General features: G+C 41.3%; 15 protein-coding genes. 7 read left to right on the top strand and 8 right to left on the bottom strand.

The annotated features are described in order from the left end of the window. Positions 1-151: 151 nt before the first annotated feature. Together lpdA and BMX50_RS21935 are read left to right on the top strand one after the other, a co-directional pair. Positions 152-1,543: a dihydrolipoyl dehydrogenase gene (gene lpdA, locus BMX50_RS21940; RefSeq protein ID WP_091214788.1), complete on the top strand. Its 1,392-nt coding sequence runs from the start codon at positions 152-154 to the stop codon at positions 1,541-1,543. A gap of 127 nt (positions 1,544-1,670) precedes the next feature. Beyond that, complete coding sequence (locus tag BMX50_RS21935) at positions 1,671-2,510, top strand: MBL fold metallo-hydrolase (protein ID WP_091213867.1); 840 nt, start codon at positions 1,671-1,673, stop codon at positions 2,508-2,510. Between the two features lie 700 nt (positions 2,511-3,210). Here BMX50_RS21935 and BMX50_RS21930 read toward each other — a convergent pair. Next, positions 3,211-5,100: an SPFH domain-containing protein gene (locus BMX50_RS21930; RefSeq protein ID WP_091213864.1), complete on the bottom strand. Its 1,890-nt coding sequence runs from the start codon at positions 5,098-5,100 to the stop codon at positions 3,211-3,213. Between the two features lie 290 nt (positions 5,101-5,390). On the opposite strand from BMX50_RS21930, the gene BMX50_RS34610 reads away from it, so the two are divergent. Further along, the gene (locus BMX50_RS34610) at positions 5,391-5,549 is read left to right on the top strand and encodes a hypothetical protein (protein ID WP_167668056.1); all 159 of its coding nucleotides are present in this window, start codon (positions 5,391-5,393) and stop codon (positions 5,547-5,549) included. Positions 5,550-5,680: 131 nt separating this feature from the next. Next, positions 5,681-6,088, top strand: a complete 408-nt coding sequence (locus BMX50_RS21925) for a hypothetical protein (RefSeq protein WP_091213861.1) — start codon at positions 5,681-5,683, stop codon at positions 6,086-6,088. Between the two features lie 96 nt (positions 6,089-6,184). Here BMX50_RS21925 and BMX50_RS21920 read toward each other — a convergent pair whose 3' ends face one another. The 5 genes from BMX50_RS21920 to BMX50_RS21900 form a co-directional block, all read right to left on the bottom strand. Continuing rightward, positions 6,185-7,408 (bottom strand): multidrug effflux MFS transporter, encoded by a 1,224-nt coding sequence (locus BMX50_RS21920; protein ID WP_091213858.1) that lies wholly within the window; start codon positions 7,406-7,408, stop codon positions 6,185-6,187. 115 nt (positions 7,409-7,523) lie between these two features. Continuing rightward, complete coding sequence (locus BMX50_RS21915) at positions 7,524-8,738, bottom strand: BamA/TamA family outer membrane protein (RefSeq protein ID WP_091213853.1); 1,215 nt, start codon at positions 8,736-8,738, stop codon at positions 7,524-7,526. A gap of 156 nt (positions 8,739-8,894) precedes the next feature. Then, a complete protein-coding gene (locus BMX50_RS21910) occupies positions 8,895-9,245 on the bottom strand; it encodes a glycine zipper domain-containing protein (RefSeq protein WP_091213850.1) in 351 nt (116 codons plus the stop codon). Between the two features lie 103 nt (positions 9,246-9,348). After that, positions 9,349-10,164 carry an alpha/beta fold hydrolase gene (locus tag BMX50_RS21905; protein ID WP_091214785.1) on the bottom strand — a complete coding sequence of 272 codons (816 nt, stop codon included), beginning with the start codon at positions 10,162-10,164 and terminating at the stop codon, positions 9,349-9,351. Positions 10,165-10,168: 4 nt separating this feature from the next. Next, positions 10,169-11,485: a GntT/GntP/DsdX family permease gene (locus tag BMX50_RS21900; RefSeq protein WP_091213847.1), complete on the bottom strand. Its 1,317-nt coding sequence runs from the start codon at positions 11,483-11,485 to the stop codon at positions 10,169-10,171. A 366-nt stretch (positions 11,486-11,851) separates the two neighbouring features. Between BMX50_RS21900 and BMX50_RS21895 the strand changes: the two genes are divergently transcribed. Continuing rightward, complete coding sequence (locus BMX50_RS21895; RefSeq protein WP_091213844.1) at positions 11,852-12,208, top strand: response regulator; 357 nt, start codon at positions 11,852-11,854, stop codon at positions 12,206-12,208. 1,062 nt (positions 12,209-13,270) lie between these two features. After that, entirely contained in the window at positions 13,271-13,636 is a 366-nt protein-coding gene (locus BMX50_RS21890) for a response regulator (protein ID WP_091213841.1), read from the top strand. Between the two features lie 79 nt (positions 13,637-13,715). On the opposite strand, the gene BMX50_RS21885 is transcribed toward BMX50_RS21890, so the two are convergent. Together BMX50_RS21885 and BMX50_RS21880 are read right to left on the bottom strand one after the other, a co-directional pair. Beyond that, positions 13,716-14,087, bottom strand: coding sequence for a hypothetical protein (locus BMX50_RS21885; RefSeq protein ID WP_091213837.1), 372 nt, complete (start codon positions 14,085-14,087; stop codon positions 13,716-13,718). Positions 14,088-14,160: 73 nt separating this feature from the next. Next, positions 14,161-14,667, bottom strand: coding sequence for a GbsR/MarR family transcriptional regulator (locus tag BMX50_RS21880; protein ID WP_091214781.1), 507 nt, complete (start codon positions 14,665-14,667; stop codon positions 14,161-14,163). A 364-nt stretch (positions 14,668-15,031) separates the two neighbouring features. Here BMX50_RS21880 and BMX50_RS34760 point away from each other — a divergent pair. Continuing rightward, positions 15,032-15,294: hypothetical protein (locus BMX50_RS34760; protein ID WP_208864766.1), on the top strand; the 263-nt coding region annotated here is incomplete at its 3' end.

The following is a 15,294-nucleotide window of genomic DNA, read 5'->3' as shown; positions in this document are numbered from 1 at the left end:
GCGGGCTATATATACCCGCGGTACATTTTTGGTTTCAGCCCTTTTTACTTAGATTTGGCCTTCGAAAAAAAATAGGGGCTTGCGGAAAAACCACAAAAATCCGCGCAGCTTATTTACCTTTGAAACGAAATTAAAGTATATCAATAATAATATGGATTACGATGTAATTGTTATTGGGTCTGGTCCGGGTGGCTATGTTGCTGCTATCCGCGCTTCCCAGCTTGGTTTAAAAACCGCCATTGTCGAAAAAGAATCATTAGGCGGCATCTGTTTGAACTGGGGTTGTATCCCAACCAAGGCTTTGTTAAAAAGCGCCCAGGTTTTTGAATACCTTAACCACAGTACCGATTATGGTATTAAAATTAACGGTGCAGGCGAAGTTGATTTTGCCTCAGTTGTTAAAAGAAGCCGTAACGTTGCCGATGGCATGAGCAAAGGCGTTCAGTTTTTGATGAAGAAAAACAAGATTGATGTTCTTGTTGGCTTTGGTAAATTGAAAAGCAAAGGTGTTGTAGAAGTTAAAGCTGCCGATGGTTCGGCTAAAACCTACAATGCAAAACATATTATATTAGCTACCGGTGGCCGCTCGCGCGAATTGCCTAACCTTAAACAGGACGGCAAAAAAGTTATCGGTTACCGCCAGGCTATGGTATTGCCTCAGCAACCTAAATCAATGATTGTGGTTGGCTCGGGCGCTATCGGTATCGAGTTTGCTTATTTCTACAATGCAATAGGCACTAAAGTTACCGTTGTTGAGTATCTTGATAACATCGTTCCGCTTGAAGACGAGGACGTATCAAAAGCATTAAACCGTATCCTTAAAAAACAAGGCATCAACATCATGACCAGCTCAAATGTTGAAGCTGTTGATACCAGCGGCGAGCTGTGCAAAGTAACTGTAAAAACAGCTACAGGTACCGAAACACTTGAAGCGGAGATCGTATTATCTGCAGTAGGCATTGCTACCAATCTTGAAGGCATTGGCCTCGAAGAAAACGGCGTTAAAACCGATCGTGGTAAAGTATTGGTTGATGATTTTTACCGTACCAACGTTGAAGGCGTTTACGCTATAGGCGATATCGTTAAAGGTCAGGCCCTTGCCCACGTAGCATCTGCCGAAGGTATTATCTGCGTTGAAAAAATTGCCGGTCAAAACCCACACCCGCTTGATTATAACAACATCCCGGGCTGTACTTATTGCTCGCCTGAAATTGCTTCTGTTGGTTACACCGAAAAGGCAGCTAAAGAAGCCGGTTACGAAATTAAAGTTGGTAAGTTCCCATTCTCGGCATCGGGTAAGGCAAGTGCTGCCGGCGCTAAAGATGGGTTTGTAAAAGTGATATTTGATGCTAAATATGGCGAGTTCTTAGGTGCTCACATGATTGGCTATAATGTTACTGAAATGATTGCCGAAGTAGTTACTGCCCGCAAGCTGGAAGCTACCGGTCATGAGATCATCAAATCGGTACACCCTCACCCAACCATGAGTGAAGCAGTAATGGAAGCAGCAGCCGAAGCTTACGGCGAGTGTATCCACTTGTAAGCAGAAAGTCTTAAGTTCTAAGTCTGAAGCCCGAAGTTCTGAACTTGCATTTATGAGTTCAAAACTTCGGGCTTCTTTTTTATTATAATATATTTGACTACTGACTTTGAACTAAAAACTTACAACTTTGAACTTACATACCATCGATACCGGCTTTTTTAAATTAGATGGCGGCGCTATGTTTGGCGTTGTTCCGAAAACAATCTGGAACAAAACCAACCCCGCCGATGAAAATAACCTTTGTACCTGGGCCATGCGTTGCCTGCTGGTTGAACATGAAAACCGGCTGATTTTAGTTGATACCGGCATTGGTAATAAGCAAAGCGAAAAGTTTTTCAGCCATTATTATCTACACGGTAATGCTACTTTAGATAGCTCGCTGGCTTCACTTGGCTTTCACAGAAATGATATTACCGATGTATTTTTAACCCACCTGCACTTTGACCATGTGGGAGGTGCTGTTATACGCGAGGGCGAAAACCTGCTGCCTGCTTTTAAAAATGCAACTTACTGGAGTAACCCCAAACACTGGGATTGGGCCGTAAATCCTAACGACCGTGAAAAAGCTTCTTTTTTTACAGAAAATATTATACCAATACAGGAAAGCGGCCAGCTTAAATTTGTTGATGCAAAAGATGGCATCAATTTCATGAAGGATTTTGATATCCGTTTTGTATCCGGCCACACCGAATCTATGATGCTGCCGCTCATTAATTATAAAGGAAAACAACTCTTGTACATGGCCGATCTGCTGCCATCTGTAGGGCATCTGCCTATCCCCTATGTAATGGCTTACGATATGTTCCCACTGCAAACACTTGCCGAAAAAAAGCTATTTTTAAACGAAGCTCTGGAAAAAGAATATGTATTATATTTTGAGCATGACCCGGTTAATGAGTGTTGCACTTTACAACAAACAGAAAAAGGCATCAGGGTTAAAGAAACCTTCAAACTTAGTGATCTTTAATCGTTGATTGGTTTTGATTCCGATGATGGCACCTCCAAATCTTCATGCTAAGTGCTTAAATCAATTGAACTCTAATAACAAAATAGGGTCTGTCAGTCTGAGCCGGTCGAAGACTCGCGCGCAGTGGCCCTGCCCACCATGCTTCGACAAACTCAGCATGACACCCATTTTTAATTATACTATGTGTAATTTACTTCTGCGCCTCAAAGGACAGGCAGGCAGGTTGATTAGCAGGCGACTCAGCATATGAGGTGTTGAAACAAGTTCAACATGACCGTATTTTTTAATATGTGATGGATAGAATAACGCCTGCCTCTTTTTGAGGACTTAGCATTAAAACACAAAAGGCATCCCCTCGCGGAATGCCTTTGTTCATTGATCGGTTTAGGTTAAAAGCCTCGTCAATTATATCAGTGCAATTGAATCATAAAGCCGGATACTATCACAGCAACCGATTTATAATCTCCAACCCCTGATCACGTTAAAAAAAGGTTTAGGTATAAAGAACTCATTTTTCTTTGGCCGGAGGCAGTAACAAAACTCACCTCCAACTGCAGATCTCTTCAATAAAAAGGTTTAGGATTTTGAAATCATATGTACTCTCCCTCAAAAATCTCTAATCACAAACCTTAACCATGATGCATAATTTGCAGGGATTACATAATCAGCCAGCAAATTTTTATGCATCAGGATATTTTAATTATTCGCCTTTAGTGCTGGCGGCACCTTTGCCCTGGTTTTCGATCTGCAATTTTTTAAGCATTTCGGTACCTATCAAGGCGTCAATCATACCGCCGCTGCCACCCTCTTTACCACTCACCAATATCTCAGGCACTAACCTGATGCCCGCAGCAGCTAAAGCTTCGGCTACACGCACTATGGCATATTGTTCGGTACCCATGGCCTCGGTTTTTTGTTTGGTAACCTCGGCTTCTGATAAACCTATTGCTTTGATCTTAGCACCTTCGGCCAAACCGTTCACTTCAGTGGCATTCGCATCAGCTTTTGCATTCACTGTTTTTGCTTCGGCATCGGCTTTGGCTATCGTGATCCTTACCTCGGCATCGGCTTTGGCGTTGATTGTTTTAGCTTCGGCCTCACCTTTTGACGCGGCAACCCTTGAAGCGGCCATCTGGGTGTTGATCTCAACCTGGCGGGTTGATTTCACTACTTCAGGCTGCATATCGGCACCGGCACGTGCACTTTCAAACTCTTTACGTTCAATCTGCGCATGGCGCTGTATCTCGTAAGTAACCTTCTCCTCTTCGGCCAGTTTACGGTCGGTAAGGGTTTTCATCAACGCTGCAGGAGGTACTATGTCGCCTATCAGGGTATCCACACCAATTACGTTGTAGGTTTCCAGCACACGGCCAATGTGTTCGCGGGCATCGGTTTGCCTTTGGATACGATTGGCAAGGAAGCCGATCACATCACTTTTTTGGGCTGAGTTACGGAAGTAGTTGGCGATGGTTGGCTCCAGTACCTGTGATACCAGGTTTTTCATTTTACCAAACCTTGCTATCACTTTTGGTGCTTCGTTACGTGGCACGTGGATAATCTGTGACACATCGAGGTTGAAGGTAAAACCATCGCTTGACCTTACTGTAATGGTACACAGGTTCTTATCCAATTCGTGTGATTCGGTACGGCTATCGGCCCAGTTCAGTACGATATTGGTTGTAGGCACAATTTCAACCGCATGGGTGTAGATATTTACCGGGTGCTTACCTGGGTCAAGCGGTTCATCCCAAACACCTTTTTCATTGCGTTTTACAATGTTACCGTGCTTAAAGTTATCGCCGCTGGTATCCTTACCTTCCGGGCCAACAAAAGAGTTAACAACACCTACGTAACCAATTGGTATATAGATCATATCTACTTGTTCAACACTTACAAACCATGGGTTGAGGTAGTAGGTACCTGCCAGTATTACATCCTCCTGCAAACCCTTGCGGCCACCGGCGGTGATAAAGGCAATTGGATCCTGGTAATTTTTGTGCCCGGCAACCGATTCGCCGGCTATCTCACCTTTGTTCAGCGGCTCACCATCCAAAGTGGTGATAATACCTACTTTGTTTTCGTGGATCTGGGTGATAGGCACCATCTCAATATCAAACAAAAAGGTGTTGATACGATAGCTACCCGGTGTAAGAAAAGCTGCCTGCGGGCCTTTTTGACCATTATTATCCAAAAATGCTACCGCATCCTGAAACTTATCACAATCAACCGGTTTACCCAGTACACGGCCGGTATCAAACGAGGCACCGTCTTTAGCCTTTACAAGGCCCAGTTTATTTTGCTCGATAATGGTAAAGGGCTGCATGATAATAGTGTACTGCCATGGCCACATTTTCCAGTATAAGCCCGGCGCAAGGCCACGGCCCTGCATACCGGCCTCACCTTTAGTAGCAATGATACGGCCATCGGGCAGTCGGCTATTACCTGTAAGAGCAAACTTCTTGATCACCAACCCAATACGATCATCAGGAACGATAACCATACCGCAAAATACGCGCAAAACAAATTTGTACATCAGCAATAACACTATGACGGGTATAACCCACCACAGACTAACAATTAGATTGTCCATTTTTTTAAAGATTGTTTTTGATTTTTTTATTAACGGAACCCTTAAGGTGCGGGCCCTCACAATACTTATAGCTTACCTGGAAGAGTACCTTGGCTATATAGTGTCATTAAGACAGTTGCTATGATGCATTGTTACGAAAAATCTTAAAAATATTTTACGCACAACGTCAAATCCATGTAATTAATTGATACACAGAAAGTAAATTTTAAGACGATTTTTATAAAAACTTTTAACAATACGTATAGTTAAACAAATACAGGTTATTTAATAGAAACTTATCTTACAAAGCCATGAACACTACTAATAATATCAAAAAAGAAGGTAGCAAGGCAGATACTACTAAAACTGGGGCACAAAAAGCCAAAGAGATCAAAACCGAAGGCCCACTAAGTGAAAAGGATGAAGTGAAGCAGGCCGAAGAGCGTACCAGGAAAGGCACAAAGAAATAATAGTGTAAAGTTAATAGTCTTAAGCCGGCAGTGATATGCCCGACTTTGAACTTTAGACTAAAGACTAAGCCTCCGTTTACGCTTTCAATTTTAAAAGCAATTGTATAGTTTTATCCAAACATTTTTCTGTCATGATAAAACAAGGCTTTTTATTGCTTGCTGTAGTTACACTTTTTATAACATCATGCAAACCTACGGTTTCGGTTACCACGCTTACCGGTAAATGGAAATATATAAAAATTGAACACCCTAATGCCAGTCCGCCCGATACCGTAAAACAAGCCGAGTTGGATGCAAACGTGCCCTATATCCAGTTTACGCCCGAAATGAAGTTCCTGATAGTTTGGGGTGGCAAGTTCTTGTCGCATGGTAGTTTTACGCTTAACGGCAGTAATATGAATATAACAGAGAAGCTACCCGATGGCAAGACCCGCGATTTTGTTTTTTACGTTTCTGAACTCACCGAAAACAAGATAGTTTTTGAAAGCACCGGCCCGGATGGTTCAAAAGTTACCGCTTTACGGGCAAGTAAGTTTTAATTGGGAAAATTGTAGATGCATATGGGCCACAAGGCAAAGCCTTGCGGCAGCGCTTGGTTTAAATCATGCGAATCCTTCAATCCTAAAAATCAAGGTTCAATGAGCCACAACAACATCTCCGCTGGCCTCAACCTTGTGTTTAATAAACCGCTTGCCAATAAACACAATTAAAAGCGCCAAAATTGATGAGCTAACCATAACGGCCGCCATAGGCAGCGAGCTATGTTGTTTTATTACCGAAATGCCGATGGATGACAACGCCCCCACAGCCATTTGAGATGCACCTAAAATTGCCGAAGCAGAACCCGCATTTTTTGTGAACGGGGCTAAAGATAATGCAGATGTGTTTGGCGCGCTGATACCGATGCAACATAATACACCAAATATCATAGCTATAGTGCCCCCTATTCCAAACCAGTGATGTAATGAGCCTATAAAAAACACTATTGAGATAATTACCATTAAAATCAGGGCCGCTCCGATCATCTGCTCACTTTTGTATTTTTTTATCAATAAGCTGTTCAATTGGCTTGACCCAATAAAGCCAACCGAAAGCCCGGCAAAAATCCATCCAAACTGAGTTCCACTTACTTTAAAGCCGTCAATAAACACAATAGGCGATGCCGAAACGTAGGCAAACAAACCGGCAAATGCAAACGCTCCGCCTATGGCATAAGTCACAAACTGTGCATCTTTTAAAACAGTTATAAAATGACCTATTATCGGCCCGGGCTTTAAGGAGTATGAAGGATCAGGCTGATAACTTTCCGGTAGCCAGAATATTACCGACACCAATATCAGCACCGCTATAATGGTTAATACCAGGAAAATGATCTGCCATTCAAAGGCGGCGGCAATGTAACTACCGGCCGTAGGGGCCAGCATGGGCGATGCGCCAAGTACCAATATCAGCAATGAAAATACTTTGGCATTATCCTCAACCGGAAACAGATCGCGCACCATAGCCATAGCCGCAACACTTGCCGCACAACTACCTACTGCCTGGAAAAAGCGAAGCACAATGAGCATTTCAAGCGATGAGGAAAAGAAACATCCCATTGATGACACGATATAGAGGCCCAGCCCCCAGTACAGTGGATTTTTACGGCCAAACCTATCGAGCAAAGGCCCGTAAAGCAACTGCCCTGCCGCAATACCAACGAAATAACTCGATAACGACAACGCTACCTCATCGGTACTGGTATGCATATATTTGGCTATTGCCGTAAACCCCGGCAGGTACATATCAATAGAGAAAGGGCCAAGCGCCGTAAGTGATCCTAATATCAGGATCAGCACTGTATATTTTTGTTTGGTCATACTTGTGTGTTGGTTAGTTGACGGTTAATAGTTCATAGCTGCGAATGGGCACATGTTATATAATGGTCATGCTAAAATTCTATGAACCATGATCAATAACCTATGAACCGAAGCATCAAAATGCCTCGCCTAAATTAAGACTTATTGACGAGAAGTTTTTACTCACTCCATAATCGAGACTAATATTGGTGCCCGCCTTTTTATTAAATTTAAACCGTAAACCTGTTCCTCCGGCAGGGTGCCAGTATACAAAAGCGTGGTTTTCAGGTTCTGTAACAGAGTTTACATTGGCAAATACCACAAAGCCCAGCAAGCCATTACGTGTAATATCCCGGCGATATTCCGTTTCAAAATACGCAAGCCTATCGCCCCGGTAACGACTTTGCGGAAATCCCCTGCCTGATCGCTGGTAAGGTTCCCAGCCAAGGCTCGGCAGGTTTAGGTACGGTGTGCGCGGCGTAAGCGTTGTCCAGAAGAAAGACCAGAATGCCAGCACGTTTTTAGGTCCCGAATTGCTTAACTGTATGTACTTCCGTACATCAATATATAATGATCGCCAGTCGGTATGGCTTCCAAATGCTTTGGCGTTAACCCGGTAAACCACATTGGCATAAGCTCCGGGCAGCGGATTGATCGAGTTTCTGCGCGAATCATATAATAAATTGAGCGTAATGCCCGATGAAAAAGCATCCTGATCGGCAGCGGTACCATACTTATAACCGGTAAACTTCCGTAGGTTTTGATCGCCGTTGCTTTCAATATCCATGTAGTAGTCTAAATTATAGCCTAAACCTGCATAAAAGTATGGCTTGATCTGCTTTAACACGCTTTGATAAAAGCGGAGGTAGTTATAATTCACCAAAAATTTATCATGCGGACCCTGATTGCCGCCCAGCCCCCAGGTATACTGCGGATAAACCATCAGTCGGGTATCACCCTGTATATTCCACTCGTTATTATCAAGCCAGATATTTGACCTGATAGGCAAACCATACCTCCCCCTTAAATTAAAATAAGGTGTAAAAGTAAAGCTTGATAAATTGGTGGTTGCTGCATCGCCAAGATAAAATCCTGCTGTTGTTGAAGTAAACAGCGCCCTCCCCCCGCTCCGGCCATCACTTGTTGATGTAGGAAAAACAGAAAAGTAAATTTTTTTTCTTTCGGTTGTTTGCTGCCGGGGTTTTATTTTAAAAACCGAACGTACTATATCAATAACATCTCTTTGCGGTACTGTATCTTTTTTTATGCTCATGGTATCGGTACCTGCATCCTGTGCCAGCACCATAGCCGGTATTAAACATAAAACTAATACAGATAACCCTTTCACCATCGTGCTTTAAACAGAAAAATCACCCTGCGGTTTGATCGTTAATAAAGTTATTAACGGATAAAATGTCCCAATCGCTTCAATTTAGCTAAATTTTAATTTAAATAAAAAAGGCCTGTAACTATTAAAAATTACAGGCCTTTAAAACCGTATTTTAAATTAGTGGTAAGTTGTGGTCTTAGTTACCGTTGTTTTGGTGGTGGTATAATGATGATGCGGATGTGCCCTGCGCCAGGCAATACGAGCCGCGCGTTTCCTTTTTTCTTCGCGCCTGCGGGCTTCGTTGCCAATAATGTAACCACCACCGGCACCAAGCGCACCTCCTACCAATGCACCGCCAGCGCTATGTGTTATTAACCCACCTGCGATAGCACCGCCGGCACCGCCTATTATAGCTCCCTTACCTTGTTTACTGATCCCCTTTTTCTGTGTTGTTTGTGCGTTGGCATTAATACTGAAGGATAACATCAGGCCAATTAAAAAGCACATATATAGCATCAACTTTTTCATAATGGTATGTATTAATAAGTGTTAACAAAAACACTTATACAAATAGCAGGCCGTTTTGAAAATAACGCTTTAAAAATCCGACAAAAGATCTAAACTGAAAGTACTATTTCAGGAAATCCAACACAACTTTTGAAAATTCGGGAGTACGACTGGCGCTGTTATGATCGCCGGGAACGTGGACAAGCCTGGAGTTGGGGATAAGCTTATTAAGTGCAACTTCATCGCCGTTATCATGATCTTCGGTACCGTCGATAAGCAATACGGGCATTTTCACTTTAGCTAATTCCTGTTTGCTGGTTGAGGGTTGCCACTTTTGCTGATACGCCAACGCGAGCTCATCAAAAGGGTTACTGCGGATGTATTTAATCATTCCGTCAACATCATGAAAACTGGTATCGCCCATTAAAGCCTTATAGGCGTGGATCCTGCGCGGCCATTCGGGATTAGTATATGCATCGCCCATGCCACCCATTACAGCCTTTTTAACACGTTTATCAAGCACAAACACCCGCGACGTGATAATCGATCCGCGAGAGTATCCAACAATGTCATATTGTTTCAACCCCAGGCTCGTAGCCAGGCCCATAATATCCTTAGCTTCGGCATCGTTAGCATAACCTGCATCGGTATGGGGTTTATCCGATCGCCCGTTACCACGTTGATCTAATATGATTACTTTATATCCTGCGGTTAACAAATCATTATAAAGCTGTCCTTTTTTCCAGCCTTCGCCGGTACCCGAAAAACCATGTACCAGTATTACCGGGAAGCCATCGCCTTTTACTTCGTAATAAATCTTTACACCATCAAACGAGTTATAGTAGCTGCCGGTTACAGTAGCCTGCTGTGCCCAAACATTGTTGCTGACGGTTAGCATAAAAATTGCCAGGATCAGGCTTACCAGTATTTGTTTTATCATGGCTTTATTTAACAAACAGGTTAATAATGGTTACGCCAACAAGCCCGATCACAGAAACCAGTGTCTCCATTAACGACCATGACTTTATGGTATCTTTAATACTTAAATTAAAATATTCCTTATACAGCCAAAACCCCGAATCATTTACATGCGAAAATGCAAGGCTGCCGGCACCGATAGATAGCACCATTAAATTAGGGTTGATGTGATTTTGTAAAACCAATGGCGCTACAATGCCTGCTGCCGTTAATCCGGCTACTGTTGCCGAGCCTAAGCTAACACGGATAATTGCTGCAATTACCCAGCCCAGCAACAAGGGGGGTAAATTGAAAGATTGTAATTGCGCTGCTATTTGGCTGCTTACCCCACTGGCCGTCAAAACTTCTTTAAATGCACCGGATCCCGCTATAATCAGCAATATTAACGCTACATCCTTTACTGCATCGGTAAAGCTGCCTGCAAGCTGGCCCATGTTTCTGCCTTGCCTTATACCCAATGTGTAAGTAGCAACCAAAAGTGCTATCAGCATAACAATTGATGGATCGCCAAGAAATGAAATGACTTTTGACACTCCGGGGTCTTTTATATTGAGGTATGGAAAAAAAGCGGTGAGCATTAACAGTAAAACCGGCAACAAAGCGGTAAAAAAGCTATTGAATGCACCGGGCAGCTTTTCGGCAGGCAATTCTTCTGCCCGAAAAGTGGCCAGCGGCTCTGATGGGATTTTTTTAAGGAATTGTGCAAACACGGGCCCTGCCAATATAATGGCCGGAATAGCTATGATAAGGCCGTAAATAAATGTGGTTGCCATATTAGCATGAAATAAAGCTACTAATGCCGATGGCGAAGGGTGCGGTGGCAAAAAGCCATGCGTTACAGATAACGAGGCCAGCATGGGCAAACCTATATAAACGGCGGGCAGTTTGTATTTGTAAACAACCGAAAATATGAGCGGCACCATTAACACGAAACCAATACCGTAAAATAACGGAATACCTATAATAAAGCCGGCAACAACCAGGGCCCATTGAATGTATTTCTCGCCTACAGCATCAACAAGTACACCTGCTATTTTTTGCGCGGCCCCGCTTACAGCTACAAGCTTACCCAACATAGCGCCAAGGCAAATAATGATGAGCAGCTGGCCTAATATATCGCCCATACCTTTTTGCACCGAGGCGGTTACTTTATTAATAGGTATACCCAATAACAAACCTGCTACTATTGAAACAAGCAGAAATGCGATAAAGGGATTTACTTTTACAAGGCTCACAAGCAAAACCAGCAGAACAATACAAAAGAGGATAGTTAATAGTACCATTAAATTATAAGTTTATGTAGGGCCTGTGGTGTATAACCAGCGCATTGAACACCCGCTGCGGCCAACTAATGTAACAACAAAATTTGAGTTTCAGATTTTTAATGGTAAAAGCTTTTTACTACCTTGTTATCAATAGCATTTACACGGTATTTGCAGTTACAACCTGAAAAACAGGAAGCTTGTATAATTATTCCTACAACTTGTTACTATTTATGGCTTGTTTGATTAATTTTATAAAAAATAGTTTTAATTTTGCATTAAAGTTTTATCCGATTAAGATTAAACCCAAACCACTATTTACGGGATACTGTATTTTGACGAGCATACTTTAATACCTTTTCGGCATTTATTTCTTTAATTTTTATTATGGTTAAGCGTATTTTAGTATTGGATGACAATCAGGACATCCTTGATATTGTTCATGAAACCCTTACTTATGAGCAATTTGAAGTTAAAAGTACATCAGTAAGTACCGACGTTCTGCCGCTGATTGAAAGCTTTGAACCAGACCTGGTAATACTGGATTATCGTGTAGCCGGCACCAATGGAGGCGAAATTTGCCGTAACATAAAAGTACACCCTAAATTTGGCAATACCCCCGTAATTATCTTTTCGGCCTATGTGAATAATGAAAGTGAACTCATTAGTTACGGATGCGACTCGATAATCAATAAGCCATTTGATTTGACCGAGCTTGTTGAAAAGGTAAATAACCTGCTTTAAAAGTTAAGCCATCCTTTCCCTCAACCTATCAACCATTTATCTGCCCTGTTTTTTGCACACTTTAAGCATTAGTTATAAATCTTTTCCTGTAATAAGCAGCTGTAATTATCAAAAAAACAAAAAAAGCAGCTAAATGTCTGCTCCATTATAAATACAGTGCCTTTTTACGGCTTCAATTAAATATTTATCAATACTTCAACACCCTTATTAAAACATTGATAATTACATTAACTTTGTTTTATAAGTTAATACAACAATTAATTAAATACAATAACCCCTGATTGTATTATGGTACTATCTATAACAGAACAAGACAAAACAGAAGTAAGGAAAGCACCGCTGTGCCCGCGGTGTAAATCAGAGCTTGACACCCGCATACCCAGAGGTTTTTTTGTGAAAAAAATTCTGTTTTTCCTTCCCATAAAAAGATATATGTGCTACAAGTGCCAACGCAAGCGGTATGTATTACGATAACTAATTTAATTAATTTCTTAAAAGTAAATTAACAACTACTTAAAAGTACTTTTTCTTTTTTTCTTCACAATCAATAACATAGATATTGTATTTTGGCTTCCTGTTATTTAAAAATTTGTGGAAGAAAACGAAGCTAACTCAAGAAAAAAGTACTATTGTTCAAAGTGCGGAGCCCCTTATCATTTCCAGATGCGAAGAAGTTGGTTTTTAAAAAACGTCCTGTTTTTTATACCAGTTAGGAAATATTTTTGCGCCAAATGCAAAAAATCAGCCCATATTTTTATTAAATAACTTTCGGTCAGTTATTCTGTTTTCACTGTTAACTTGATATTCTTTTTTACTTTAAGCATAAATAGCCAGAGCTTAAAGTACAATTATGCTATTTTACAACACTGCCCTTATTAATATACATTAGTATACCCGCTACACTTTGCAGTGATTAATAAATCATAAAATCTTCCGCATAAAAACCGAACAAATACAGATTCATATTTGATATAATACTTGGTATAAAAATTGCTCAGTGTAACCTGATATTGAATAAGCTATATCGATTTTTTTTGCTGATACAATTTTTACAGATTACATATGCGACGGATATTAGCGGTGGACGACGACAAAGATATTTTGGAGATCATAAAATATATACTGGAAGACTCAGGTTATGAGGTTGAGACTTTAACTGAAGGCAAAAGTTTGTTTGACTGCATAAAGCAGCATGAGCCTGATTTAATTTTGCTTGATATTATGCTTGGCAATTTAGACGGCCGCGAACTTTGCAAAGCCCTTAAAAATCAGCAGGAAACTAAAAACATACCCGTGATATTAATTTCGGCCAGCCATAACCCCGGCGTGCTCACCCAGGCCGGATCACCCGACGATTTTATAGCCAAACCTTTTGATATTGATGTTTTGCTGAACAGTATAAGCAGGCAATTAAGAAGTGCTGCCTGATATACAATGCATATCTCCCCAAAAAACGGGGCAGACAAACGCTTGCCCACCCCGCCAAATCAAAACAAAAAACTAAAAATCAAACATTTGTATTAAATGCCTTTTCCCGTTTAGCGCGGTTACGCAGCTTAAAGAAAATGACAAGGTTTAGGAAATGCATACCGCCTAATATTAAAATGATCCAGCCCACTTTATAGCTCAATACCTCTACCACTACCTGCATACTGGCTATAGAGCCATACTCTTTAAGGGCCAGGCTCATATAACCTATATTTACCAGGTAAAAGCCTACCACCAGCAGTTTGTTTACAGAATCGGCCAGTTCGTTGTTGCCGTGAAATATATCTACCAAAAAAATTCGTCCGTTTTTAAACAGCACTTTGGCCACCCATACAGTTAATGCAATACTTGCCAACAGATAAATAACATAGGTTAAAATAAAGTAGTTCATGACGCTTAGGGTTTTATTTATTATTAATTATTTAGAATTTTCAGTAAAAATTGAAATTTTAATTTAAAAAAATTTATTTAAACACTTTCAGTATCGAACCAAAAAACCAATTCTCCTCGGCTTTAAGCATGGTATCAAGTGTTTTGTTCACATTATTAGCCAACTTGTTGATATCAGTAACCGTAGTTTTAAATGTTTTATAAGCCGGATCTTTTGCATCCCCCTCTACCCCTGCCAGTTGGTCAAGTATTTTGATAATAGGCGTAAGCTCGCGTTTTTTACGTTCTTCGGCTACACGGCGGGCAATAGTCCATACATCCTTTTCGGCGTAAAAAAACTCTTTGCGTTCACCGGTTTTATGCTGCTTTTCTACCAGGCCCCAGTCAATTAAATCGCGCAGGGTCATGTTTGCATTGCCACGCGAAATGCTTAACTCGGCCATTACTTCTTCCGTGGTCAAAGCTTCAGGCGAGATCATCAGCAAAGCATGTACCTGGGCCATGGTGCGGTTTATCCCCCACTCCGATCCCAGCTTACCCCACGCCTCGATAAATTTTAACCTTGCCTCTGCCAATTCCATGCACAAAGATAGATAAGTTTTTAAACTTTCAAAAAAAAATGAAAATAAAGATGAAAGGTTATTTTTATTATAACTTAATCCCCCCGTCATTGCGAGGTACGAAGCAATCGCGAACTATACAGAGTAGCTCTGCAAGTCGGAGATTGCTTCGTACCTTCTAATGACGCAACCGTAAGTCATTGATTATTAGAATTTTTTTTATCGGTTTTATAATATGGGCGTTGCCTGCGGCCCGGGCTGTACGCTCATACTACACGGGCCTTAGCCACAGGCCGGTATCCCAATGTCATTAAGTTAAGGAACACCACAGTTCAGAACCGGATAAAATCCGGTTCTTTATGGTTACGAATCAAAAAACTGTGGTATGTCAGCAAACTTAAAAATCATTTCAGATTTACGGAATTTTATTGCCCTTTCATCTCAAAATAGCGAGTTAAGACAGCTATTCACCAACTCTTGTAATGCTTTTAGCAGAAGGCGTAAGCTTCATTTTGAACTGGTAGTATGCATGCTGCTTAATTTTTTTAAGAGAAGTTATGATATAGAGCTATCAGCATTCTTCGATCATATGGGTTTTCAGGAACTGAAAGCCACCAAGTCTGCTTTTAGTCAACAGCGCTCAAAGAT

This window comes from Mucilaginibacter gossypiicola (assembly GCF_900110105.1).
Classification (GTDB): Bacteria; Bacteroidota; Bacteroidia; order Sphingobacteriales; family Sphingobacteriaceae; genus Mucilaginibacter; species Mucilaginibacter gossypiicola.
Note: the sequence above shows the minus strand (reverse complement) of the source record. Positions and strands in the feature narration are given on the sequence as shown.